The 26,830-nt window shown below is 42.3% G+C and carries 21 protein-coding genes; 16 read left to right on the forward strand and 5 right to left on the reverse strand.

Translation table 11 applies throughout. The annotated features are described in order from the left end of the window. Window positions 1–10 precede the first annotated feature (10 nt). The 6 genes from AC1D7X_RS15820 (at window position 11) to AC1D7X_RS15845 (ending at window position 5,578) form a co-directional block, all read left to right on the forward strand. Window positions 11–1,243 carry an argininosuccinate synthase gene (locus AC1D7X_RS15820; RefSeq protein WP_495458293.1) on the forward strand — a complete coding sequence of 411 codons (1,233 nt, stop codon included), beginning with the start codon at window positions 11–13 and terminating at the stop codon, window positions 1,241–1,243. A 406-nt stretch (window positions 1,244–1,649) separates the two neighbouring features. Further along, complete coding sequence (argH, locus tag AC1D7X_RS15825) at window positions 1,650–3,071, forward strand: argininosuccinate lyase (protein ID WP_495475596.1); 1,422 nt, start codon at window positions 1,650–1,652, stop codon at window positions 3,069–3,071. A 180-nt stretch (window positions 3,072–3,251) separates the two neighbouring features. After that, window positions 3,252–3,911, forward strand: a complete 660-nt coding sequence (locus AC1D7X_RS15830) for a YhbD family protein (RefSeq protein WP_495475597.1) — start codon at window positions 3,252–3,254, stop codon at window positions 3,909–3,911. Then, the gene (locus AC1D7X_RS15835) at window positions 3,892–4,617 is read left to right on the forward strand and encodes a polymer-forming cytoskeletal protein (protein ID WP_495475598.1); all 726 of its coding nucleotides are present in this window, start codon (window positions 3,892–3,894) and stop codon (window positions 4,615–4,617) included. The genes AC1D7X_RS15830 and AC1D7X_RS15835 overlap by 20 nt, the downstream gene beginning before the upstream one ends. Window positions 4,618–4,647: 30 nt before the next feature. Then, entirely contained in the window at window positions 4,648–5,391 is a 744-nt protein-coding gene (locus AC1D7X_RS15840; RefSeq protein ID WP_495475599.1) for a hypothetical protein, read from the forward strand. Between the two features lie 31 nt (window positions 5,392–5,422). Beyond that, entirely contained in the window at window positions 5,423–5,578 is a 156-nt protein-coding gene (locus AC1D7X_RS15845; protein WP_495475600.1) for a hypothetical protein, read from the forward strand. Between the two features lie 646 nt (window positions 5,579–6,224). Here AC1D7X_RS15845 and AC1D7X_RS15850 read toward each other — a convergent pair. Continuing rightward, entirely contained in the window at window positions 6,225–7,664 is a 1,440-nt protein-coding gene (locus AC1D7X_RS15850) for a VanW family protein (RefSeq protein ID WP_495475601.1), read from the reverse strand. Between the two features lie 204 nt (window positions 7,665–7,868). Between AC1D7X_RS15850 and ftsE the strand changes: the two genes are divergently transcribed. The 5 genes from ftsE to AC1D7X_RS15875 all read left to right on the forward strand — a co-directional run bounded on the left by ftsE (window position 7,869) and on the right by AC1D7X_RS15875 (window position 13,903). Next, window positions 7,869–8,555: a cell division ATP-binding protein FtsE gene (gene ftsE, locus AC1D7X_RS15855; protein ID WP_495458334.1), complete on the forward strand. Its 687-nt coding sequence runs from the start codon at window positions 7,869–7,871 to the stop codon at window positions 8,553–8,555. Further along, a complete protein-coding gene (gene ftsX / locus AC1D7X_RS15860; protein WP_495458285.1) occupies window positions 8,545–9,459 on the forward strand; it encodes a permease-like cell division protein FtsX in 915 nt (304 codons plus the stop codon). Before ftsE ends, ftsX begins: the two co-directional genes overlap by 11 nt. An 82-nt stretch (window positions 9,460–9,541) precedes the next feature. Then, a complete protein-coding gene (locus AC1D7X_RS15865; protein WP_495475602.1) occupies window positions 9,542–10,825 on the forward strand; it encodes a murein hydrolase activator EnvC family protein in 1,284 nt (427 codons plus the stop codon). Window positions 10,826–10,938: 113 nt separating this feature from the next. Continuing rightward, window positions 10,939–12,411, forward strand: coding sequence for a S41 family peptidase (locus AC1D7X_RS15870; protein WP_495475603.1), 1,473 nt, complete (start codon window positions 10,939–10,941; stop codon window positions 12,409–12,411). A 94-nt stretch (window positions 12,412–12,505) separates the two neighbouring features. Next, complete coding sequence (locus AC1D7X_RS15875; protein WP_495458282.1) at window positions 12,506–13,903, forward strand: PDZ domain-containing protein; 1,398 nt, start codon at window positions 12,506–12,508, stop codon at window positions 13,901–13,903. A 31-nt stretch (window positions 13,904–13,934) separates the two neighbouring features. Here the strand turns inward: AC1D7X_RS15875 and AC1D7X_RS15880 are convergent, their stop codons facing one another. Further along, a complete protein-coding gene (locus AC1D7X_RS15880; protein WP_495458281.1) occupies window positions 13,935–14,603 on the reverse strand; it encodes a response regulator in 669 nt (222 codons plus the stop codon). A gap of 19 nt (window positions 14,604–14,622) precedes the next feature. Further along, the gene (locus AC1D7X_RS15885; RefSeq protein WP_495458280.1) at window positions 14,623–15,717 is read right to left on the reverse strand and encodes a sensor histidine kinase; all 1,095 of its coding nucleotides are present in this window, start codon (window positions 15,715–15,717) and stop codon (window positions 14,623–14,625) included. A gap of 236 nt (window positions 15,718–15,953) precedes the next feature. Between AC1D7X_RS15885 and AC1D7X_RS15890 the strand changes: the two genes are divergently transcribed. From AC1D7X_RS15890 to AC1D7X_RS15900, 3 genes are read left to right on the forward strand one after another with little or no spacing between them, the layout of a single operon-like run. Then, window positions 15,954–16,889 carry an ABC transporter ATP-binding protein gene (locus tag AC1D7X_RS15890; protein ID WP_495458333.1) on the forward strand — a complete coding sequence of 312 codons (936 nt, stop codon included), beginning with the start codon at window positions 15,954–15,956 and terminating at the stop codon, window positions 16,887–16,889. Between the two features lie 13 nt (window positions 16,890–16,902). Next, window positions 16,903–18,090: an ABC transporter permease gene (locus tag AC1D7X_RS15895; protein ID WP_495458279.1), complete on the forward strand. Its 1,188-nt coding sequence runs from the start codon at window positions 16,903–16,905 to the stop codon at window positions 18,088–18,090. Further along, the gene (locus AC1D7X_RS15900) at window positions 18,083–19,240 is read left to right on the forward strand and encodes an ABC transporter permease (RefSeq protein ID WP_495458278.1); all 1,158 of its coding nucleotides are present in this window, start codon (window positions 18,083–18,085) and stop codon (window positions 19,238–19,240) included. The genes AC1D7X_RS15895 and AC1D7X_RS15900 overlap by 8 nt, the downstream gene beginning before the upstream one ends. A gap of 262 nt (window positions 19,241–19,502) precedes the next feature. Here AC1D7X_RS15900 and AC1D7X_RS15905 read toward each other — a convergent pair whose 3' ends face one another. Next, window positions 19,503–20,318, reverse strand: coding sequence for a flagellar motor protein MotB (locus AC1D7X_RS15905; RefSeq protein ID WP_495458277.1), 816 nt, complete (start codon window positions 20,316–20,318; stop codon window positions 19,503–19,505). Then, window positions 20,302–21,114, reverse strand: coding sequence for a flagellar motor protein (locus AC1D7X_RS15910; protein ID WP_495458276.1), 813 nt, complete (start codon window positions 21,112–21,114; stop codon window positions 20,302–20,304). Before AC1D7X_RS15910 ends, AC1D7X_RS15905 begins: the two co-directional genes overlap by 17 nt. A gap of 170 nt (window positions 21,115–21,284) precedes the next feature. Here AC1D7X_RS15910 and uvrB point away from each other — a divergent pair, with 170 nt between their 5' ends. Then, window positions 21,285–23,276 (forward strand): excinuclease ABC subunit UvrB, encoded by a 1,992-nt coding sequence (gene uvrB, locus AC1D7X_RS15915; protein ID WP_495458275.1) that lies wholly within the window; start codon window positions 21,285–21,287, stop codon window positions 23,274–23,276. A 77-nt stretch (window positions 23,277–23,353) separates the two neighbouring features. Beyond that, complete coding sequence (gene uvrA / locus AC1D7X_RS15920; RefSeq protein WP_495458274.1) at window positions 23,354–26,215, forward strand: excinuclease ABC subunit UvrA; 2,862 nt, start codon at window positions 23,354–23,356, stop codon at window positions 26,213–26,215. The last annotated feature ends 615 nt before the right edge of the window (window positions 26,216–26,830 follow it).

Raw genomic sequence — 26,830 nt, forward strand, 5'->3', positions numbered from 1 at the left:
TGTTATAGGTATGGCAAAAGAGAAAATAGTACTTGCTTACTCAGGCGGACTCGATACATCGATTATCCTGAAATGGCTTAAAGAAACATATGATGCGGAGATTATTGCTTTCACAGCAGATATCGGTCAGAAGGAAGAACTAGATGGCTTGGAGGAAAAGGCACTAGCTACAGGCGCATCCAAAGTATATATTGATGATTTACGTGATGAATTTGCGAATGATTTCATCTATCCGATGTTCCAATCAGGTGCATTGTATGAAGGTCAATACTTATTAGGTACGAGTATTGCTCGTCCGTTGATCGCCAAACGAATGGTGGATATCGCACGTGCTGAAGGGGCAACGATGATTGCTCACGGAGCAACGGGTAAAGGGAATGACCAAGTCCGTTTCGAGCTTGGTGTGGCTGCACTTGCGCCTGATATCAAGGTGATTGCTCCATGGCGTCTAGAAGAATTCCGTAATGATTTCCCAGGACGTGCTGAGATGATTGCTTATGCAGAGAAATATGGCATACCGGTTACGGCTTCGGCTGCGAAGTCTTATTCAATGGATCGCAATTTATTGCATATTAGCTATGAAAGTGGCGTGCTTGAAGATCCTTGGTTCGATGCAAGTACACCTGAGAATAAAGATATGTTCTTACTAAGCGCATCTCCTGAGGATGCACCAGATGAAGCGGAATATTTGGTGCTTGATTTTGAACAAGGTGACTGTGTAGCGCTGAACGGGCAGAAATTAACACCCCTTCAGGTTATGGAGCAACTGAATGAGCTTGGTGGTAAACATGGGATCGGCCGTGTAGATATGGTGGAGAACCGTTTCGTAGGGATGAAGAGTCGTGGGATCTACGAGACACCAGGTGGAACCATTCTATTCACAGCTCATCGCAAAATGGAGTCCATCACGATGGACCGTGAAGTTATGAACCTGCGTGATAGTCTGATCACTCGTTATAGTACGTTAGTATACAACGGCTTCTGGTTCGCACCAGAACGTCTTACGCTTCAAGCATTGGTAAAAGAGAGCCAGAGCAATGTAACAGGTACGGTACGTGTTAAGTTGTACAAAGGAAATATTATCGCAGCTGGCGTGAAGAGCCCAGTTAGCTTGTATAATCCAGACATCGCAACGATGGAAGCTGATCCAACACAGGCTTACGATCAAGGGGATGCAACAGGATTCATTCATCTGAATGCATTACGCTTGAAAGTAGCAGCTGGTGTACAACAGAACAAATAATTAGGGCACTAAACATAATTATCAGTAATTAGAGTAAGCAATGGATGATGTAAGAAGTAGCGAAGAGGACGGAATTGTCTTGTAGAAGCGTAAGCGTTCGCCTACAAGCTTTCAGTATGAAAGCTACATCGGAAGCATAAGCTTGCCCTCAGATTTCAACCGCTATAAGCGATATACAATCAAGAAATCGGAGGGCAACAGCGATCGTAAGGGCAATCCGTCATCGTAGCGATCGTCGTACTCGACTGTTTATCAAGTACTAGTTATAGTGGTGAGTCATAATTAGAGTTTAATTAAAGAATATTTAGAGATTAATAATAGATGTAATTAGGCAGTCATTGGCCGTTCCTTTGTCCATTCACGAGAAGGTGCGGCTCTCTGTTGTCATAAGAAGGGAGCACATATCATGAGCAAATTATGGGGAGGGCGCTTTACGAAGCAGACCAACCATTTGGTAGAAGAATATACGGCTTCCATCGGGTTCGACCAAGCACTTGCAGAAGAAGACATTCAGGGTAGCTTGGCTCATGTAACGATGCTTGGTAAATGTGGTATTGTTCCGGAGGAAGATGCAGAGACGATACGTCAGGGATTGAAGAAAGTATTAGCCAAAATACGTTCTGGTGAGGTTGTGTTCTCTGTCTCGGACGAGGACATCCATATGAATATTGAGAAGAATCTCATTGATGAGATTGGACCTGTAGGCGGAAAGCTACATACAGGACGTAGCCGTAATGATCAAGTGGCTACGGATATGCACTTGTATTTACGCAAACGTGTTGTAGCCCTAACGGCTATGTTGCAAGAACTACAGGCTGCACTGATTACCCAAGCGAAAGATAATGTCGAAACAATCGTACCAGGATATACGCATTTGCAACGAGCGCAGCCTATTCTTTTTGCCCATCATTTGATGGCTTATGTATCGATGTTCGCAAGAGACGCTGAACGTCTAATGGATAGCTACAAGCGGATTAATGTGCTTCCTCTTGGTGCAGGTGCACTTGCAGGTACGACGTTCCCTATAGATCGCCATTTCGTAGCAGAGCAACTTGGGTTTGATGGGGTGTACGAGAACAGTCTAGATGCGGTAAGTGATCGCGATTTCATCGTTGAATTCTTGGCAAATGCATCACTCATTATGACACATCTGTCACGGTTAAGTGAGGAACTGGTCCTGTGGAGTAGTACAGAGTTCAGCTTCGTTGAGCTTGATGATGCATTCTGTACAGGAAGTAGCATTATGCCACAGAAGAAGAATCCAGACGTGCCAGAGTTAGTACGTGGTAAAACAGGTCGCGTATACGGAAATCTAATGGGTTTACTTACTGTATTGAAGTCCCTACCTTTAGCTTACAACAAAGATATGCAAGAAGATAAAGAGGGTATGTTCGATACGGTGGCTACGCTTGAAGGCGCACTTCAATTGTTTGCTCCAATGATTGCGACAATGAAAGTGAACAAAGGCCGGATGCGTGAAGCGGTGAATAAGGACTTTTCAAATGCGACTGATATTGCTGACTTCCTCGTTGGAAAAGGCATGCCTTTCCGTCAAGCACATGAGGTTATCGGAAAAACCGTTCTATATTGTATTCAGAACAATAAGTACCTTTTGGATCTCACACTTGCAGAATTTCAACAGTTCTCTGAATTGTTCGATGATGCCATCTATGATGTGCTTCAACCGGAAGCGGTTGTGAACGCTCGTAATGTGTATGGTGGAACTGCAACGGTACAAGTTGTTGCTGCGATTGAACGTAGTGAGAGTGCCCTTCAGTCTGCGAAGAAGTGGGTAGAACAGCACGACGAGGAGTCGTATCTAGCTTAATTACTAATAGATATATATGACCTTTAGCTCGATCTAAGCACAATAGAGATAAACGAAGAGCCTTCTATCCACGGATGTACCGTGGGTTGAAGGTTTCTTTTAGTATAAAGAAGTTGCAAGTTGGTAAAACTGATTTATAACGTAACAATGTTATGTTACATTGATGAAGAAGGGGAGATTATGATGGATGACGACTTAATATCTAAAAAAGAACTTCTAGAGATCACCGGAATCTCTTACGGGCAACTTTATCGTTGGAAACGGAAAAACCTAATCCCGGAGGAGTGGTTTATACGTAAGTCTTCGTATACGGGTCAGGAAACTTTTTTTCCTAGGCATAAAATCATTTCCCGCGTAGATAAGATTATTAATATGAAAGATGGTCTTTCGTTAGATGAGCTTGCAGATGTGTTCTCACCTAATGCAGGAGAGACGTCTCTTCCGGTGACAGAATTAATTGAGCGTAACATTGTGTCGGCGCTTACGTTAGAGCTATACGTTGAACTTCGAGGGCAGCAAGATGATTATACTTTCGACAATATCCTGTGCATTTACATACTAGAGAAGTTACTTCAGAGCGGTGAGTTATCGCGAGAGGATGGAGCATTACTCGTTAGTACGATGGAAGAACATTATAGTAAGTTGGCTGGACAGAACGGAGAGCTGATCCTTATACGCAAGATGGGGGTATCCGCCGTATTTCTTACCGAGTCAGCTGATCATTTGTACTTCGACAAAGGGGTGAAGTGGGTGATCCGTTTGCCGCTTGCACCGAATATTGAAGAATTGAAATTGAAGATGAGTGAGAGAGGGGTAGGAGATGGAGAAGCAACAGACTAGGAATGATCTGAATATATCTGGGATAGGACGGACCGGTGGAGGTTTATATAAGAACGTTAGAATTGATGGGATGGGTAAGGTTGGTGGGGACATCGATTGCTTAGAGTTCATATGTAACGGGACTGTTGGGATCGAGGGTGCGCTACATGCAGATTCAATGAATGTTAATGGGACAGCAAAGGTGAAAGGACCCGTAACATTGGAGGCGATGGTCATAGGTGGAATGTCTACTTTTGAAGACCATGTTCAGTGCCGTTCTGTCGCCATCAACGGAAGAGTATCTATGGATAAGAGTTTGAAGAGTGACAGAGTGGAAGTAGATGGCATACTGAAGGCGAAGCTGGATGTGCAATGTGAGACCTTTTTGGTCAAGGGACAATTCAAGATCGATGGATTGTTGAATGCGGATCGAGTGGATATTAAGTTGCATTGGCCTTGTTCAGCACAAGAGATTGGAGGGGAGCACATTGTCGTGAGGAAATGGAAGAACCTCCGATTCTGGGAACAACTTCGTCATGGGTTCTCGTCCCAACTGAAGGCACAGATCATTGAAGGCGATCATATTGATCTAGAGTATACGGAGGCGGATACCGTTCGCGGAAATGACGTGAGTATTGGTCCTGGGTGCGTAATTCGTGTAGTGGAATATAAGAATTCTTTCCATCAAGACCCTGAAGCGAAGATTGGATCTTGTGTGAAATTATAAGAGATACATGTGATAAAAGGAGGGACTTCAATGAATAAAAGTGAATCTAGCCTTGATTTAACATTGTTAAATGATTTGAGAATTACAGGTAACGGAAGTTCGAGTGGAGGTCAGTACAATAAAGTTAAAATTATGGGAGATAGCATCATTCACGGAGACGTGGAATGTACTCTTTTTAAATGTATGGGGAATACAACGGTTGAGGGATTTCTCAAATCAGAAAGTGTGAACTGCCAAGGAAATATGAAGATCCTACAAGGAATGCAAAGTGAGGAAATTTCCATTCAAGGAGAGCTTGACGTGCAAGGAGAGTTAACTGCCCAATTGTTGAAGGTGAATGGGGAGGTTCGTGTAGAAGGTAATTTAAATGTGGAAAAGATAAAGGGACAAGGGACCTTGTCTATTTCAGGTGACTGCCAGGGAGAAGAAGTGATGATCCGAGGTTCAGTGGATATTGGCAACATGTTAAACGGGGAAGTCATCGAGATCAAACTATATGGTCCTAGCCGTGCGCGTGAGATTGGTGGAGGTAAGATTACTATAACGAAAGCCATAACGATTCCTCTAATCGGTAAGTACTCTCCAGGCGCTTACGGCGCGATGCAGGCAGATAGCATTGAAGGAGATGAAATTCATTTGGAGAATACAAAGGCCTCGGTAGTACGTGGACGGAATGTGTATATTGGGGCTGGGTGCCAGATCGGCCTAGTGGAGTATAAGGATGTATATAAAATGGATAACGGAGCTGAAGTAGGACAAAATAATAACATATAGACCAATGAACGAGCGAAGGAGATGTTGAATTATGAAAGTGATCATATCCAAAATGGAAGCATTGGGAAAAGGGGTCTGGGACGATATCATCATCCTATTCGGATTGGATAAGGAGGCAGATTTCTGGCCTACAGAGGAGTTCATCTTATCCGAGGAGCAAGCCAAGCAGCTCGGACTTATTCGCTAAGCGATAATCACAACACATATCCTCACAAAAATAAACGACGATCCCCATAGGAGCTGCCGTTTATTTGTCGTTTTCTACTTTGTGAGTGCTTGTTAGATTAACAGTCTCTCGAGTTTTATTTATCACAATAAGGGGCGCCCTATTGGTAACGCTGAGGATGCCTTCGAGGATGCCCTAGAAGTTGTCCATGAAGTTGCACTAGCAGCTGCTCTTGAACTTTACCTTGAAGTTACCTTAGAAGTGTTCACTCTCAAGTGTTCGCTCTCGAAGTATTCGCTCTCGAAGTATTCGCTCTCGAGGTATTCGCTCTCAAGGTATTCGCTCTCGAAGTGTTCGCTCTCGAAGTGTTCGCTCTCGAAGTGTTCACTCTCAAAGTGTTCACTCTCGAAGTTGATCTTGAAGCTGATTTCGAAGTTACTTTACCATACAAAGCGCATCGCATTGTATGCATCCCTAATGCAAAGGTGTGTTGTATCCACTGGAGAGCCGATAGGCGAACGCCTTTAAAACCGGAAAATCCCCTTCCGCACCATTCGAATCACATTTTCTGGTTTTAACAGCGGCGGAGGGGGATACAACACATCTCCAATTTTCTGGTTTTAACAGCGGCGGAGGGGGTTACAACACATCTCTTACAACGCACCGCTTACAACATGCCGCTCACACCATCTTCAATAATACTCTTCTCCTTAGGCACAATAGGAACGACGTTATCCGTCTTGTTCTCAGGGTGAACACCAATCAGTGCCTTCTGCGGAAGATAAGTGTCGCGGGAGATACGCTTTCGTTCCTTGATGACACCATCGACCTTTTTGATCTGATAGGTATCGATGATATAACCAACTTTCCCTGTCTGTAATACCTCTTGCCCTCCAACAGGGAGAGTTAAATTCTCTACATATTTGTTGGTAGGCGTAAGGGTCTCTACCGTATGCGATTCAATGTCGTATTGAACATTGGTAGGGAAAGTACCGAAGAACTTAACCGTGAGTGTCTGATCTTGCACAATAACGTGTATCAATAAATGCTCACCTGTATTGTTTCGAAAGCGAAAATTGATGGATCCTGTAGCGAAAGTGGCATCTTGTCCCTTAGGCAAGTAGCGAACAGGAAGGGAGTGGTTTCTCCGTTCTAGAATGTCCATCCCCATACGAATGGCTGCGCTGTAAATGGTACTCGACACTTGGCAGATCCCACCGCCTATCCCAGGAACAAGCTTTCCATTCAGAATGACCGGTGCCTCTTGAAATCCGTATGTATCCTCTGCTAAGGCTATAATTTTGCCGTAATCAAACACATCTCCCGGTTTCAATACCATTCCATCCGTAGCTTGAGCTGCTGAATTTACATTAAACAACCTACCTTCACTACTGGAGATTAAAGATGTCGAGAATTCCATGATTTTGCGTTCGATGCCTTCTTTTTTCAAATCTAGAACGGTAATTTCGGGACTCACTAAGATGAATGGAAGCTCTAATGATAATGCATGGGTAGAGGGATGCTCTAGTGGAGTGAAATCCTTTGGAATTAAGGCTCCCATCCGAGTTGTCAGGGTGTTCCAATCTAATTGATAGGCTGATACTTCAGGGATATATACAACACGATCTTCGGATGTAATACGCCGTGTAGCATTCACGGGAGTACCCAAGTGTTTTTCTTCCCATGCCTTGTTAAATTTTGATTTCATTGGAGAGGGATTCCAGTGTGATGAAATCGAGTAGTTTTTTTCAAAATGCCAACGATATAATACACGCTCTAACAAGTTCCCTTCCTGTAGTTTCAATATAGAATCGCGAAATGTTTCAACCTCGTACCGTACACCAGCCTCAGTAAGTGTCCATTCTTGATCAGGAATATCTAGATTCTTCATAGAGATATGCAAAGGAATCTGACCAAGTTGTTGAAGTTTTGAATCGAGTTCTTTCAAGACATCGGTAGTTTGCATCCCTCCTACAGACCAACCAGATAGTTGTACTCCTTTAGGAATTGTATCCTGACTTACATAAAGATTACATAATCCAAAGAAAATGGATCCTGATAGGACAAAAGAGATCATAATAATTAAGGAAAAATGAACTTTTTTCATAGGTGCACCTTCTCTTACTTCGTCTTAGTCATTATTCAAGCACTTTCCTATGTATATGTGAGAAAAATAGGAAAAATTCAGGTACTCAAAAGGTAACAAGTTTGTTACAATAAATATTAGTGATGAAATATCAAGATTATTAAAGGAAATATCCGGAATGTGTCGAAATAATATTGTCTGATTATGGAACTGGGAAGTGATAATGTGATTGAAATGCAAGATGTATGGAAGACCTATAAGAATGGAACTCATGCCCTACAAGGTGTCTCTGTAATGATTGATCGTAACGAGTTTGTGTATGTTGTCGGACCATCTGGTGCAGGTAAATCGACATTTATGAAGTTAATCTATAGAGAAGAAGTACCAACGAAAGGCCAACTATCTATTAATGGTTTTAATATTGGTAAGCTACATCAAAGCAAGATTCCTTATATTCGACGGAATATCGGTGTTATCTTTCAGGACTTTCGTCTTCTACCTCGTATGACGGCTTATGAGAATGTAGCCTTCGCGATGGAAGTTATAGAAACACCGAGTCGAGTAGTTAAGAAGCGTGTTATGGAAGTGTTGGATCTTGTAGGACTCAAGAATAAAGCTGGACGTACACCCGATCAGCTCTCTGGTGGGGAACAGCAACGGATCGCCATAGCAAGAGCTATCGTGAACAATCCAGCAGTCATTATAGCGGACGAGCCAACAGGAAATTTAGACCCTGAGACATCATGGGGGATTATGCAGTTACTTGATGAGATTAACTTCGGAGGTACAACGATCGTTATGGCAACTCATAATAAGGATATCGTGAACAGTATGCGCAAACGAGTCATTGCAATTGAGAAGGGAAAGATCGTTAGAGACCAATTGAGAGGGGAATATGGATATGAGTTTTAACACCTTCTTGCGGCATCTCAGAGAAGGGTGCAAAAACGTATTTCGTAATGGTTGGATGTCTATAGCTTCCATTACTTCCATTGTGGTCTCTCTTTTCGTTCTTGGTGTATTTATTTTATTAGTATTTAACGTCAATCAATTAGCAGATGAAGCGGATAGTCAGGTTCAGATCAAAGTATATTTGAATCTTGATGTAGACCAGGCCATGCGCAATAAGATTAGCACAGAGATCGGTCTCATGCCTGAGATTAGTAAAATCACATTTATATCTAAAGAACAAGGGTTGAAAGAATTTAGTGAGAGTTTAGGGGAAGATGGAAAGGCGCTACTTGAAGGATTCGACAAGGATCATAATCCGCTACCTGATACATTGTCGGTGGAAGTTACGGAGGCTACCACAGTAGCTCATGTGGCGGACAAAATTAGTGCGCTGAATACCACGATTCCAGAGACTCCAATTATGAAGGTTAAATATGGTGAAGGTGCTGTTGAGAAATTATTCAAGATTACTCGTGCCGTACGTAACATTGGATTCATATTTGTCGCGGGTCTTGCCATCATGTCCATGTTCCTCATATCGAATACGATTAGAGTTACAATTCTGGCACGTCGTCGTGAGATAGGTATTATGAAGTTGGTTGGTGCAACGAACTATTTCATCAGGTGGCCATTCGTTATAGAAGGTGCTCTTATTGGAGGAATTGGATCGTTAACCACTGTGGGGCTTCTTTTCATGGGATACCAACAACTGATAAATGCATTCAGTGGGGATGTTACCCTCGGATTAATATTGCTTCCACTATCAGATGTATGGCTATTTTTAAGCTTCCTACTGATTGCGATAGGACTACTGATTGGCATCTGGGGAAGTACCGTTTCCATTCGTAAATTTTTGAAGGTATAGCTGAGAATCACGAGCTTCTTTGATGGCCAACGTTGACGACATATATACATTGTAGAATTCAGAAAAGGATGGCGAACGTAATTTGAAAAAATTCACCCTAATCATAGCAGTTATAATGGTGGTAACATTCATATTCCAACCTATAGATGGTTATGCCAAAAAGAAAACAGTAAGTGACATTGAACATGAATTAAAGGTTCTACAGGAGCAAGCAAAGGTTGCAAGGGTGGAACAGGAAAAGGCTGCTACGCACAAGCAGGAAGCACAGCATTATAAGAATAAAACAACCGAATATTTGCAATCGGTAATGGAGCAAATCGAGACTGTTAAGAATCGGCTATCACAGATTACCAAACTTATTAATGAGACAAAGGAAAGCTTAACATTAACAGCTACAGAGCTTGATGCTGCAGAAGAACGTATCGCTGTTCGGGAAGTTATGCTTGAGTCTCGTGTAAGATTGATGTATACAGATGGGTCTATATCTTATCTTGAGGTGTTAATGTCCTCTAGTAGCTTCACTGACTTTCTTGATCGAGCGGATTCACTAAAGATGATTGTGGATCAGGATCAAGACTTACTTGTCGAGCATAAAAAGGACAAGAATACTGTCGTTGAGAAGCAGAAGGAGTTAGAGTTACAATATGCCAAGGCTGAATCGCTCTATTCAGAAATGGAATCGCAGAATAGCATACTAAGTGAGAAGGTAGCGGAGAAGAAATTCTTAATCGCTGAGTATGATAAAGAGATTAATCAATCTGACGAGTTAACAGAAGAGCAGGAGTTGAAGCTCGTAGCTCTTGCGAGAAATCGATCAGCTTTATTACAACAGAAGAATACGTTGGTTGCTGAGGAAGCAGCACGTGCCAAAGCTGCGAAGGCAGCAGCCGCTAAAGCTGCGAAGGCAGCGGCTGCCAAAAAGAAGTCCAGTACCCGATCGACATATACAACATCTACCTTTAGCGGTAATGGTGGTCCATTACTAATGCCGGTAGGAAGTGCACGTATTTCTTCTGGTTTTGGTAGACGAACTCATCCTGTAACAGGTGAAGTTGGGAAGATGCATACCGGTGTTGACTTCGCAGTAGGACAAGGAACATCAGTTCATTCCGCAGAAGCAGGAACCGTTATTTTAGCTGAGTGGTACAGTGGTTATGGGAATGCTGTCATTGTTGACCATGGTGGTGGTATGTGGACATTATATGGACATCTTCGTAATGGCGGTACTAATGTTAAAGTTGGTGACCGTGTAAGTCGCGGTGAAAAAATTGCTGAATCTGGATCGACAGGTCAGAGTACGGGACCCCATTTACATTTTGAAGTACGTATAAACGGTAATAGGGTTGACCCAATGCCTTACCTATAATAATCTAAATCTCATGCTATTATTATAAATATTCCAACCCTTTGAAACATATACTAGGTTGGGCACAATATAGTTGGCGTTGGTCTGACATGAAAAGGGCGGTGAATACAACAATGTTAAAGAAACGTACAGCTGCATTATTGGTGGTAGTTGCTCTGATCTGTGGTAGTCTGCTGACGCTATTCCTGAGTAATGGTAATAGCTATGCAGGACAGGCTAATAATGGCGAAGGCTTACTTGCAAGTATTGCATCCAGCGAAGGTCTGAAGTCAAAAGAAGCTGAGAAGATCGGAACGGCACTTGATCTCATCCAGGGGAACTACTATAAGGATATTGATCGTAGCGCCTTGGTTGATGGAGCTATTAATGGAATGATGGAGGCATTATCTGATCCTTATTCCACTTATATGGGACAAGAGACTGCACAACAATTCGAGGAGTCAATTGAAGGCTCGTTTAGTGGAATTGGTGCGGAAGTCTCTTTGAAGGATGGAAATGTTGTCGTAGTATCACCCATTAAAGGGTCCCCAGCTGAGAAAGCAGGCATTCGGTCTCAGGATATTCTCTTGTCTGTCAATGGAGAATCTCTTGCTGGTCTTGAATTAAATGCTGCTGTTGCAAAGATTAGGGGAGTCAAGGGTTCAACAGCTAAGATCAAGGTGAAACGTAATGGTGTAACGGAACCTGTTGAGTATGCTATTGTTCGTGATGATGTGGCCTTAGAAACGGTTAACGCTCATTTAGAGGATAATGGGATAGGTGTTATTGAGATTACTCAGTTCTCCCTAAATACAGCTGAAAGATTTAGGGAAGAGCTTTCGAACTTGGAGACCAAAGGGATGAAGGGACTCGTAATCGATGTTCGTAACAATCCAGGTGGAGTACTATCCGTTGTGATTGACATCGCGCAGCAATTCGTACCTAAAGGCGAGTTAATCGTACAGGTGGAGAATAAAGAGGGTAAGCGCGAGAAGAGCTTGTCAAAGGGATCAAGTAAATCGTATCCTGTAACATTACTAATGAATAAAGGTAGTGCAAGTGCATCTGAGATATTAGCAGGAGCATTACAGGATTCAGCAGACGCGATCCTAATAGGTGAGAATTCATTTGGTAAGGGTACGGTTCAGACGAGTTTTGATAAGCAATTAGGTGATGGAAGTCTACTTAAGATTACCATTGCGAAATGGCTTACACCTAAGGGTACCTGGATACATGAGAAGGGAATAAAGCCCAATATTGCTGTATCCCAGCCAGACTACTTCTTAGTAGCTCCTATCAATAAAGAGAAGACGCTAGAATATAATTCGAATAATGAAGATGTTAAGAGTGCGCAAGTGATGTTGAAAGGACTTGGATTTAATCCAGGACGAACAGATGGATACTTCGACCAAGAAACTAAGAGTGCTGTTGAGAAATTCCAAAGTAGTCAGAAGCTTAAGACGAATGGAATCATTGATGCTAAGACAGCAGAAGCCTTGGAAAGCGAGCTCATTAAACAGATTCAAGACCCAGTCAATGATATGCAAATGAAACAAGGGATTGCGGAAGTACAGAAGGAAATAGATGCTTTGGCGTCGAAGAAGTAAGAAGGCTGAACGTTAGCCTTCTTTTTTCTTTTAGGATTTTAGAGTGTTTGGCTAGTTATCCGTTGTATGAGATCTGAAGGAGTGTGACGAAATCTTGGATGTGGCTTTAGAATTATTATGGAATGTGAGTGATGGCTTAATCCAGTTGTTGACTCAGCCCTTTTATTATATTTCAATTCTATTTATAATGTTGTTTTATCGTCAGCAGGTTCTCATGGAACGGAAGTTATTTCATGTTCGATTGCATAGTTGGGGATTACAGACTTGGCGAACCATTATTGGGGGACTAGTGGGAGGGGTATGTGTCTCGCTGGTTATAGCCTTTCTAGGGATTTCCTTAACTAGAGAAGCTATTATTTGTATATGGGTTGTTACCCTAGTGTTGTTATGCTTACGTTTGAGATATTTATGTTTCGCTTATGCCATTGGCATATTAGGTGTCATACAGTTTATCGTGGGTTTCTTTCCAGAATGGCAACCTGTGTCGTCGTCTATGGGGACGATTGTGGAAACGGTGAGGGATTTAGATATACCTGCTCTTCTAGCTTTGGTAGCTGTGCTGCATTTGGCAGAGGCTATTCTCGTGAAGAAACAAGGTCCATCATTCGCCATGCCATTACTCGTTGAGAGTAAACGTGGAAAGTTAGTCGGAGGATATCAGATGCAAGCTTTTTGGCCGCTACCTCTATTTCTACTCATTCCAGCCCAGACAACAGGAAGTGTCTTACCCTGGACACCTTTATTAGGAGGCGGTGATTGGAGTGGAGGCTTCAGTCTGTTAGCGCTCCCGATCATGATTGGATTTGGAGAAATGACACAGAGTTTGTTACCGAGACAAAAGGCGAATATCACATTCAAAAGGCTACTCCAGTACAGTATCATTCTTCTTGCACTTAGTTTACTCTCTGCGTGGTGGAGTCCGCTTATGATTGTTGCAGCACTAGCCAGTTTCTTAATACATGAAGGATTGATCTGGCTCAGTCGTTTAGAAGAACAGCGACGCAGTTCAATATTTGTCCATCCCACTCAGGGGCTGCGTGTATTTTCTATCGTTCCTAATAGTCCAGCAGAGGAACTTGGTATTGTACCTGGAGAGACCTTGCTGAAAGTGAATGGCGTAACTCTCCGTACGAAGGAACAGCTTCATAGTTCCTTGCGTATGAATCCTGCTTTCTGTAAGTTGGAAGTTCAGAACTTAGCTGGAGAGAGTAAATATCTCCAACGTGCTATTTATGCAGGGGATCATCATCAGTTAGGTGTTATTCTGGCACCAGGCCAAGATGTTAGTGTGACCGCTCGCATGAGTCCTGTTAGCATTTTTCAGATTATCAGTATGAGATTAAACACTCGTAAACGTTCTTCCTTACGAGACGATGCTCAGACAGCTGAGAAGCAGGTGACGCTTGCCATAGCGGAGATAGCAGCAACTGTGGAGCTAGAGAAAGACTCAGATTTACCCGAACCTGTTATACGATATCCATGGGATCGATAGTAGACAGGCTAGCTAGTTTCGTTCTTAATTCTTAGTTCACATCATCTTTGAGGTATAGAATAGCAATCTGAGTTCGATCTCTCAGCTGTAACTTGCTTAATACCTCTGTAATATAATTTTTTACCGTACCTTCGCTCAGGAAACATGTCTGGGCGATTTCTTTATTTGAGAGCCCTTCTGCAATATGACGGACGATACGCTGTTCCATAGGAGTCAGGCCGTATGGCTCCAACCTCAGAGCAGCGGAAGTTTCTGACGTCTGTGGGCTAGAAAAAGCAGCAGGACGAAGGAATGCCGTCAATTTACGAGCGATATCAGGATGGATCAGAATATCACCTTTGTATACTGTTTTAATACCATGAATAATGCGTTCTGGAGGAATGTTCTTGAGTAAGTAACCACTTGCGCCATTCTCTAACGCTTGAATAATATACTCGTCATCATCAAAAGTAGTCAGCATAAGTACACGTGTATGAGGAAATTGCTCCTTTACTCGTTTGGCTCCTTCCACCCCGTCACATATAGGCATACGAATATCCATAAGTACAACATCCACATGGATCCCCGATTGCATAAGTTCTACGGCATCCGCACCGTTCGCGGCACAACCTACGACCTGAATATCAACATCCATGGCCATGAATACTTTCAGACTCTCACGAATGAACTCATCATCATCTACGATCATTAATGATATCAACTAGAATGTCCCCCTTGTTCTAAATGATTTCCTTATTCTTGTATACGGGAAGTATGGTTGTGATAGTAAAGGGGTGTTCCCATTGAATATCCATACGCCCTCCTACGAGTTGAACACGTTCTTGCATCCCACTTAAGCCCATTCCTTGTTGTCTTGTATTCGTATAGGAAGGTAATGCAGTAGCACCATTGTTACTGACATACATACTTACTTCACCATTTCTGAAGGTAAGCGTGATCTCCACCGAAGAAGCGTTACCATGCCTGAGAGCGTTCGTTATCGCCTCTTTCGCATTTTTGTATAATACAATTTGAAGGCTTGGATACAGTTGGAAGGGGTCTCCTTCAATCGTAAGGGACGTATGAATCCCGGTCTCACGCCCTGTCTCTTCGAGCAATCGATCAATGGCATATTCATCCTTCAAAGAAGTCGGAGGACGCATTCTCTTCACCGTATTACGCATGTCGTCCATGCTGTCTGATAGCTGGTCTCGAATCTGAAGCATCATTTCCATCCCTTTAGAATAATTAGAAGGCATAATCTGAATGGCTGCTTCCATCATCATTTTGATTCGGATTAAGCGATGACCAATATCGTCATGAAGTTGTCTAGCGATTCGGTCACGTTCTCCTGATTGGGCAGAAGCCTCCACGTGATGACTAAATTCTACGAGGCGCTTACGTGTTTCTTCTAATTCGTAGTGTTTCTTCCGAAGTTCGTCATAGAGATGAACAGTAACCTCATGCCGGGTAACGGAAAGTTGTAATAGTCCTAATAATGCGGCAGTTAACAGGAGTATACAGTTGAAGCAGATGATCCATAGGGGTTGCTCATGTTGAAAGGTTATATTTAAAAGAATGACATGGATACTTAACATGACCAAGCTGATCAAGCGATGTGGTAATCGAATATAGACAAATAGGGAAGAAAGAGAAACAAACAACATTAAATACCCATAGGTGTGGCATAACCAGACAGAGAATAGGATTTCTAAGCAGGATAGAAGTCTTTTGGCAGAATGGTTGAGCGTGAATCGACCCATGACAACGAGGAGTAAATAAAGTAGCAACGTGAATAGGAAGATCCCATTATTGTCGTATTGATATATGTACATAGAGATACATCCGGCCGTTATGATCAAGCCGTAGCGAAGAATAGTTAGATAGGAGGACAAGATAGCAACATCCTTTATAAGTCGAAATAAGCCTAGATGGTTTTATTATAGCATAGGGCCAGAATGTGGAAGGAGATGACTTTCGTCACCTACAACGTATGACCTTTAGTACCTCTCAGATCAATTGAACTTCCGTACAATGAGAACTATAAGCCGAGGATGAAGGGGAAATGATTATGGCGTTTGTGGAGATTAAGGATGTTGTTAAACGGTATGACACGAATATATCGGTAGATCATTTAAATCTAAGTATCCAGGAAGGCGAAATATTTGGTCTACTAGGGCCGAATGGGGCTGGAAAAAGTACAACGATTAACATGATGAGCGGGTTAATGAAATTAGATCATGGAAGTATTCATGTCGATGGAATATCGGTATCTGACCGACCTCTTGATGTAAAGAAACAGATTGGCCTTGTTCCTCAGGATTTAGCGGTATATGAGACGATGTCTGCGACAACGAATGTTACCTTCTTTGCCAAATTGTATGGACTTCGGGGAAAACTACTGAAGGAACGTGTAGAGGAAGCATTAGAGTTCGTCGGCCTTCAGGATCGAGCTAAGGAACTACCAGCGACTTTCTCGGGAGGAATGAAAAGAAGGTTAAATATTGCATGTGCAATTATGCATCATCCCAAGTTAATTATCATGGACGAACCTACGGTAGGTATCGATCCTCAGTCGCGGAATCATATTCTTGAATCTGTTCGGACATTAAATAAAATGGGATCGACGATTATTTATACAAGTCATTACATGGAAGAGGTAGACGCCATCTGCGATCGTGTAGCCATTATGGATCAAGGACATGTGATTGCATGTGGCACACAGCATGAGTTGCGAGAACGTTTATCAAGTGTGGAGAAGATTGTGATTCAGGCAACGCAGATTTCAGAAGCTGTGATCGACGAGTTGAAGCTTCATCCAGGAATATCAAGAGTCTCGACTAAGGAAGATGTAATGGAGTTATATGTGGAATCGTCTCAACGGGAATTACAAGATATTCTATTCATCTGTGCCAAGCACAATGTCATTATACAGTCGCTGGCATGTGAAGAACCTAATCTCGAGTCTCTTTTTCTAAATCTGACAGGTCGTAAGTTGCGCGATTAGGGGGTGAGAGTAGATGAATATGTGGATGATTGCATGGTTTGAACTAAGGAGAATGTTACAATCGCGTTCGGTGGTTCTCAATCTTTTTCTATTACCATTACTATTAATATTTATACTAGGCACAGCCCTTTCAAGCTTCTTTAGTTCAAATGATGAAACACTTGATCTTGAGCCTGTCAAGGTTGCCATTGTAGATTATGTAGGCGATAGCACAGAACTAACCTCTCAGTTACATGCCTTTCTACGCAGTCCCGAAATTGTGAAAATGATTTCGTTGAGCAATGTATCTACGACGTCCGAAGCGGAGAAGTTGTTACGATCGAAAGAAGTAGATTATGTCGTGACCGTTCCTACTGATTTCGATCAGTTAGTGATGAAGGGAGAGGAAGCGAAGCTCCAGCTGATGCTTGGAAGTGACAGAATGGCGAATAGGGTTGTAGGAACCATATTTGATAACTTCTTGGATGAAATTAATCATGCACAAGGGATTATGGCTGTCATGGAGACGCTGGATATGAGTCAAGAAGCAATACCTGCTTCATCTTCGCCTGAGGATGCTCGTTCCTATGTCACAGTAGGTAAATTAAGTGATGAGGCATCCACTTACTCAGCTTCGCAGTATTATGCAGTGGCGATGTTAATGATGTTCCTACTCTATGCGGGTAGCACGGCTAGTAGCAGTCTATATGAAGAAAAGGATAACCATACATTATATCGTTTACAGTCAATGCCCGTACCGCATATTCAAATATTAGTAGGAAAAATGATTGGAAGTAGTATTGTTGCAATGGTTCAGACGATTGTGATTATTACCGTATCCTCGACATTATATGGAACGTACTGGGGAGAACAGCCTTTGTTGTTAGCAATAACCTGTATGTTAATCATTGTTGCATCGATGACGATCGCAGCTCTTGTATCCTTCACCGCGAAGAATAGTTCAAGTGCGAATAACATTTTCCAATTTATGATTACAGTAATGACATTCTTTAGTGGGGGATTTATTCCCATTCCGATGGGTATTTTGCAGAGTATCGGAAAACTAACGGTGAATCATTGGGGGATGGAGAGTATTTTGCAAATCATGTTACATGGAAATACGTCTGAAATTATGTCGAGTATAGGCGTTCTGTCATGGATATGCGTAGCGCTATTGGGTGTTACAGCTGTTGTATATCGAAAGGTGGGGTACCATGCATAGCTTAACGATTGCTGTGAATATGGTCAGAAGAATTATTGGAACCAAGAAGGGGTTTATGATGTTTATTATTCTCCCGTGTATCGTGGTAGCCGCTACCATTGGGTTGATGGGTCAGAGTGGTGACTCGAAGGTGACGATTCCTTATGTGAATCAGGATCTCGGTCCGGTAGGGCAACATATCATTGATGAACTGTCTAGAAGTGGGGAGTATAGGCTGAAGCCTTTGCAGGGAGAAGATGAACTCCGGCACGCAGTTGTAAAAGATAAAGAGGAACTCGGAATATGGATTCCTTCAGATTTCAGCGTGCAATTGCTTCAAGGAAATACACTAGACATACAGGTATTTGAACTGATGAGTAGCGAAGTGAGCTATACGCTCAAACTGAGCTTAAATAGTCTAGTCGGAAGGTTAGAACAAACAGCAGGCATGATCCGTTCAATGAATATAGACACGGGTGAATCGCTGGAGATCTTGGGAAAAGGTTTACAAGAAATAAGTAAACACTCAATCACATCGGAGAAAACGGACTTTAATCTCTATGTTAAACCTGGTCTTCTCAATGTAACGGGATTTACACTTATGTTCATGATGGGATTGGTGTCCGGTATCGTCCGAATGATATTGGATGATCGTAGAAATAGAACATTGGCACGTATTTATACCGCTCCAGTAAGGACATACCAAATCGCACTGGGTCATATGTTAGGTAGTCTCTTTGTTGGCATTCTTCAAATTCTCACGATTCTCATATTGAGTCGATGGGTGTTGGGCTACGAGTATAATATTCCCTTCTTAACACACGTACTCATCTTAGGGTCTTTCATGTTAGTAGCCATGGGTATTGCTAGTACTGTGGCTGGGTTGGTACGAAACCCCAATAATGCAGCTATGATTAATTCAATGATCATTACGCCAACATGTATGATTGGAGGATGTTTCTGGCCATTATCCATCGTGCCTGAATACTTACAAAAGGCAGCTAATTTCGTTCCGCAGAAGTGGGTAATCGAATCAGTGGAGAGAATCGCTTCAGGTGGCCAATTGTCGGAAATCTGGTTACCCTTGGCTATTCTAGGGTTGATGGCGGCAATTCTGCTTGCGATTGGATCTGTTGTGCTACGACCGAGTGATACGGGGGTTGGTGTGTAGCGGCTTTCTTGATTATATACCGCTTCCTCATGACACAATATCCGGTTGATGATTTATTTTACCAGAAAAATGATCATTCAAGCACTGATTATGACGTTGATCTAAAGGAGTAGGACTTCTTTTAGACATAGAAAAGCTCCCATCATTATAGTAGTAGAAGTTTTTTTTCTACTGTCTACTCTGATGGGAGCTTATCAGGTTGATTACTGATCTGCATTTTCTTGTGCATCAATCTATATGTTTTGATAGGACATACGATGTTTTACTCTTTTTGCAATTGACGAAGAACAATAATTTCTACACGCCGATTATTCTGACGACCTTCGGTAGTTGTATTATCTCCAACGGGTCGTGTATCCGCATAACCTGCGTATTGGAATCCCTCGGGGCTAAGATGCCCTTTCTCTAGAAAGAAGCGTAGAATCGAAAGTGCACGTGCCCCTGATAAATCCCAGTTGTCGTGATATTTAGGTGAATAGGTGATAGGTAAGTTATCAGTATGGCCTTCAATACTAACAGTAGTTCCTAGATTCTTGAAAAGACTTGCAAGCTTGGCTAACACAGGAGCAGATTCAGGTTTGAGGTCAGCTCTACCAGCATCAAATACGAACTGATCACTCAGGGTGATTGAGATCCCTTGGGGCTCATCCGCCACAAAAATCTGATTCTGTAATTTATTGTCGGTCACATATGTAGAAATGACGGACATTAATCCTTGTAATTCAAGTTCCTGTTCTCTGAAAGCTTGTTCACGTTCGGTTAGCTTAGTTGCCGCTGCAGCTTTCTCGGGCTGCGGTATTGCCGCTGTATTGGGATTCTTATGTGTATAACTATCGGCAGTACCCGTCACCCCGGATCCTTGCTCCAGAATAGAATCACCGGCAGAGAATGTCGTTTGAAGAGATTGAATAATATCCGTATATTTACTTTTATCCAGGGTACTCATAGCATACATCATAATGAAGAAGATCAGCAGAAGCGTAATTAGATCTGAATAGGTAATGAGCCAACGATCTCGACTGCTATCTTCTGTATGTCTTCCGCGACGACGAGTTTGCACTCTAGTCTGTTGTCTCATCTAGAATCCCTCTCTTCATTGAAGGGGATGAAGGAGCAAAGCTGAAGTCCTTCGTCTTACTCGTTCCGAATGAAATCTTTTTACGGACAATTTGAGGGTGTTCTCCGTTCTGAATCGCAAGAATACCTTGAAGAAGAAGCTCCATATTCTGAATTTCATCAGCACTTCGCGATTTAATTTTGGATGCAATGGGCAAAAAGATAAGGTTAGCACTCGCTACACCGTAAAGTGTGGCGATAAAAGCAACGGCAATGGACGGACCTAATCCTGTCGGATCAGAAAGACTGCCAAGTACATGAATAAGTCCCATGACTGTACCGATAATCCCCATCGTAGGCGCGTAACCACCGGCGGAATCGAATATTTTGGCATATCCTTCGTGCTTTAATTCAGCCCGATCCATTTCAATTTCTAAAATCTGTTTGACAAGTACAGGATCTGTTCCATCTACCACCATCTGCATACCTTCGCTAAGGAATGCATTAGAATGATCTTGTGACATACGTTCAAGAGCCAATACACCACTGCGGCGTGAAGTATTTGCCATATCAACAAGATCTTCAACTAATTGGTCCATATCATTCTCTTGTCGAACGAATGCATAACGAATCGCTTGAGGAAGAGTCTTCAATCTTGCAGCTGGAAAACTAATGACAACAGCTGCAATGGTCCCACCGAATACGATGAGTGCTGCTGTCTGTTGAAATAATCCTGTAAATGCCCCCCCTTCCAATAAGAAGCCTCCGACTAATGCGGCAAGGCCTGCTATTAAGCCAAATATTGTAACGATATCCATTGTTGTTAACCACTCCAATCTCATTGTTTGGATTTGCATTCCTATCTGATCCGAGTATAATAAATGGGAACAGATATTCTTATAAAGTTGAATATTACTTATTATAATATATATCGGGAAAACTCGACATAAACTTTAACTATTTTAGATGAAAAAGGTGGTATTGTGCAATGAGTGATATTGTGATTAGTAACAAGCAGTTTGAGCTTGAATCGGAATACTCTCCGCAAGGCGATCAGCCGACTGCCATTGAGGAGTTGGTAACGGGGATTAAGAATGGTCAGAAAGAGCAAACATTGTTGGGTGCAACGGGTACCGGCAAGACGTTTACTATTGCTCAAATGATCTCTAAGGTCAATCGCCCTACGCTTGTAATTGCACATAATAAGACGTTGGCCGCACAACTTGCAGCAGAGTTTAAGGAGTTTTTCCCTAATAATTCGGTGGATTACTTTGTCAGTTATTACGACTACTTTCAACCTGAAGCCTATATTCCTTCAACAGATACCTATATTGAGAAGGATTCAAGCATAAATGAAGAAATTGATAAACTTCGTCACTCGGCGACAAGTTCATTGTTTGAACGTCGCGATGTTATTATCGTAGCGAGTGTCTCGTGTATCTACGGTTTAGGATCACCACGTGAATATTCAGATTTGTTACTCTCTTTACGTGTTGGGATGGAGAAATCTCGCAATGAGATTCTGAGTCGACTTGTCGATATTCAATATCAACGTAATGATCTCAACTTTGTGCGTGGTACGTTTCGTGTCCGCGGTGATGTAATAGAAATATTTCCTGCTTCCAAAGGAGAACAGGCCGTTCGCGTTGAATTATTCGGCGATGAAGTGGAGAGAATTACTGAAATTGATGTGTTAACAGGTGAGCTTGTGGGAGAAAGAGATCATATTGCAATATTCCCAGCATCTCACTTCGTGACAAAAGAAGAAACGATGAAGATTGCCTTAATTAATATTGAACGAGAGCTCGAAGAGCGATTGGAAGTACTGAAGTCCCAAGGAAAGTTATTAGAGGCTCAAAGGTTAGAGCAACGCACAAGATATGATATTGAGATGATGAATGAAGTTGGATTCTGTTCTGGGATTGAGAACTACTCAGGACCGCTAACATTCCGTGAACCAGGAGCAACCCCCTATACATTAATGGACTACTTTCCAGATGATATGCTAGTCGTTATTGATGAGTCACATGTAACATTGCCTCAAATTCGAGGAATGTATAATGGTGACCGTGCGCGAAAGACCATGCTTGTAGAACATGGCTTTCGGTTACCCTCTGCACTAGACAATCGTCCATTAAGATTCGAGGAGTTCGAAGAGAAGGTTAACCAGATCGTCTATGTATCAGCTACACCAGGTCCGTACGAGCTCGAGCATTGTGAGACGATGGTACAGCAGATTATTCGTCCAACAGGTCTTCTAGATCCCATTATCGAAGTTCGACCTACGAAGGGTCAGATTGATAACCTTATCGAAGAGATCAGACTTCGGATAGAACGGGATGAACGAGTGCTTGTTACTACACTAACGAAGAAGATGTCAGAGGATCTAACAGATTATTTGAAGGAAATTGGCATCAAGGTTAGGTACCTACATTCCGATATTAAGACGTTAGAACGGTTGGCAATCCTTCGTGACTTACGTCTCGGTACGTTTCATGTATTAGTGGGTATTAACTTACTTAGAGAGGGTCTTGATTTACCCGAGGTATCTCTTGTTGCTATTCTGGATGCCGATAAAGAAGGATTCCTTCGATCAGAGCGCTCCCTTATCCAGACTAGTGGACGAGCGGCACGTAACTCAGAGGGTTATGTCATTATGTATGGTGATAAGATTACAGATTCTATGCGCAAGGCCATTGATGAAACGGCTCGTCGACGTACGATTCAGATTGCATACAACGAAGAGCATGGAATAACGCCACAGACGATTCAGAAGAAGATTCGCGATGTCATTGAAGCTACGAAGGTTGCTGAATCCAAAGCTGATTATCTCACAGGAAATGTCTCGAAGATGTCGAAGAGAGATCGTCTGTCCGTGATAGAGCGGCTTGAGGTAGAGATGAAGGAAGCAGCCAAGAACCTACAATTCGAAAGAGCGGCAGAGTTACGTGATGCCTTATTAGAGTTAAAAGCTGATTAAAAATAAATAAGTGATACGCGATCGAGGATGAATCGCTCTCTACACAAGTGTGAAAGATGATAAGGAGCTGATAACCGTTGGCAAGTGAAAATATTATTATTAAGGGCGCTAGAGCCCACAATCTGAAAAATATTGATATCACCATTCCGAGAAATCGCTTTGTGGTGTTAACAGGGCTGAGTGGCTCCGGTAAATCCTCTTTGGCATTCGATACGATTTATGCTGAAGGCCAACGGCGTTACGTGGAGTCTCTCTCAGCCTACGCACGTCAATTTCTAGGCCAGATGGAGAAACCTGATGTGGATTCCATTGAAGGGTTGTCACCAGCGATTTCCATTGATCAGAAGACTACAAGTCGCAATCCTCGCTCCACCGTGGGAACCGTGACTGAGATTTATGATTATTTGCGCTTATTATTTGCTCGAGTAGGTCATCCTCATTGCCCAACACACGGTATTGAGATTACATCACAGACGATAGAACAAATGGTTGACCGAATTATGCAATATCCAGAGAAGACGAGACTACAGTTGTTAGCGCCCATCATATCCGGACGCAAAGGTGAACACAAGTCATTGTTTGCAGATATTAGCAAGCAGGGTTTTGTTCGGGTACGGGTTAATGGCGAACTTAGAGACCTCTCTGAAGATATTGAACTTGAGAAGAATAAGAAACATACGATAGAAATCGTTGTAGACCGTATTGTCGTCAAGGACGATGTAGAAGCAAGACTTGCAGATTCCATTGAGACAGCTTTGAAGCTTTCGGGAGGACAATTATTAGTTGATGTCATGGGGGAAGAAGAACTGCGATTCAGTTCAAATTTCGCTTGTCCTATTTGTGGATTCAGTATGGAAGAATTATCACCAAGGATGTTCTCTTTCAATAGTCCATTTGGAGCTTGCCCCGAATGTGATGGTTTAGGTGTCAAAATGATTGTCGATCAAGATTTACTTATACCAGATATGAGTAAATCGATTGAGGATGGTGCATTCGTAGCGTGGACAGGAAGCACATCGAATTATTATCCTCAGTTCTTGAAATCGGTATGTGAACATTTCAAGATTCCGCAGAATGTGCCTGTAAGTGAGCTCAAGCCAGAAGAGATGGACAAGTTATTGCATGGTACAGGAGATCAGAAGATTCGTTTTAAATATGAGAATGATTTCGGGCAGCGTAAGGAAGCGCTAGTCGTCTTTGAAGGAGTTATTCCGAATCTTGAACGTCGATATCGTGATACTGCCTCGGAAGGGATTCGTGAATTCATTGAGGGATTCATGAGTGCTAAGCCGTGTGAGGTATGTAAAGGTCATCGACTGAAGAAAGAAATTTTGGCTGTGACGGTAGACAGTCATAACATAGCAGACGTGACGAGTCTTTCCATCGGGGAGGCCATGAATTTATTTAATAGTTTGGTGCTAAGTGAGAAGGAGACCATGATTGCGAATATGATCTTGAAGGAGATCGATAGCAGACTTGGGTTCCTGGTGAATGTAGGATTAGACTATCTATCCTTAAGTCGTGCAGCAGGGACGTTATCAGGTGGGGAAGCGCAGCGTATACGGCTAGCCACTCAGATTGGATCCAGCTTAATGGGAGTTCTTTATATACTAGATGAACCAAGTATTGGTCTCCATCAACGTGATAACGATCGATTAATAGCGACACTTCAGCACATGAGAGATTTGGGGAATACGCTAATTGTTGTTGAACATGATGAAGATACGATGATGGCTGCGGATCATATTATTGACATTGGTCCAGGGGCTGGGATTCATGGTGGACAAGTAATAGCCCAAGGTACACCACAAGAAATTATGGATCATCCTGACTCTTTAACGGGCCAATATCTTAGTGGACGTAAGTTCATTCCTGTAAATAGGAACCGGCGCAAGCCTGAAGATCGTTGGTTAGAGATTAAGGGTGCTAAAGAGAATAATCTTAAGAACCTTAACGTGAAGATTCCATTAGGTGTATTTAGTGCAGTAACTGGTGTGTCTGGTTCAGGGAAGTCGACATTGATTAACGAAATTCTGTATAAGAAGCTTGCTCGTGAACTAAACGGAGCTGTCAAAGCACGCCCTGGTAAGCATAAGGAAATTCTAGGATTAGAACATTTGGATAAGGTTATTGATATTGATCAATCACCTATCGGGCGTACGCCAAGGTCTAACCCAGCTACCTATACGGGTGTATTTGATGACATTAGAGATATTTACTCTCAGACCAACGAAGCTAAGATACGTGGTTATAAGAAGGGTCGATTCAGCTTTAATGTGAAGGGTGGCCGTTGCGAAGCATGTCGTGGGGATGGAATTATTAAGATTGAGATGCATTTCCTGCCGGATGTTTACGTTCCTTGTGAAGTATGTAAAGGCAAGCGATATAACCGAGAAACGTTAGAAGTTAAATATAAAAACAAAAGTATTGCAGAAGTATTAGATATGACGATTGAAGATGCTACTGAATTCTTTAAGAACATCCCACGTATTCACCGTAAGCTGCAGACGATCCTTGATGTGGGACTGGGTTATGTCAAAATGGGACAGCCAGCAACGACACTTTCAGGTGGTGAAGCTCAACGTGTGAAGCTTGCATCAGAACTGTACCGTCGAAGTACAGGTAAGACATTGTATATTCTTGATGAACCTACCACGGGTCTTCATGTTGATGATATAGATCGACTATTGACTGTGCTACATCGTCTTGTTGATTCTGGAGAAACAGTCCTCGTTATTGAACATAACTTGGATGTCATAAAGACAGCAGATTATCTAATTGATCTAGGTCCAGAAGGCGGTAGTGGAGGTGGAACCATTATAGCTACAGGTACACCAGAACAGATTGTGAAAGTAGAACAATCTTACACGGGCAAGTATTTGAAACCGGTCCTTGAACGTGATACGGAACGAAGTAAAAATATAGAAGTATTTAGTTAACTTTTGCTTATGAAGGGTGTCATGAGATTCAGATAGATAAGAGAATAGACCGAACCTCTAGCTAGAGGTTCGGTCTATTCTTTCTGAAATATAAGGAACAAATAAGGTATGACCAGCGCACCAGATCTAATTGCATCTATATTCCGATGCCGTTAACCCTCTCTTGGTATTAGAGCATTAGAAAGCTAAGTTCAATACAGAAATTTCCGTGGAGGATATGGTGCTGCAATGGGTATTGCAATGGTTACGTGTGCAAACAGGTTACCTGCATTTGTAACATCCAGATGATGAACCGTTAATAATATTAATTAAAGTAGACTCCGAAGTTCATACTTGATGATAAGAAAGACGAGTTGGATGAAGTGGAGGGTGAGCTTGATGGAGTATTGATGCAATATAAGGTGAGCTTGATAGATGCGGAAGACGAATAACAGGAAATTCTCCTGTTAATGTAACTAGTGATGCCCTCGGGAGGTAGGTTAGATGGAATTATGTAGCTAGAATAAAAAGTGGACACCTGTTAAGAGAAACTGGATAATTTACTTAACAAAGAAAGAGGTGTCCTTTTATGAGGGAACAACGACAACGGTTTAATGAGGAATTCAAAAAACAGAC

It is taken from the genome of Paenibacillus sp. Y568 (assembly GCF_059445545.1).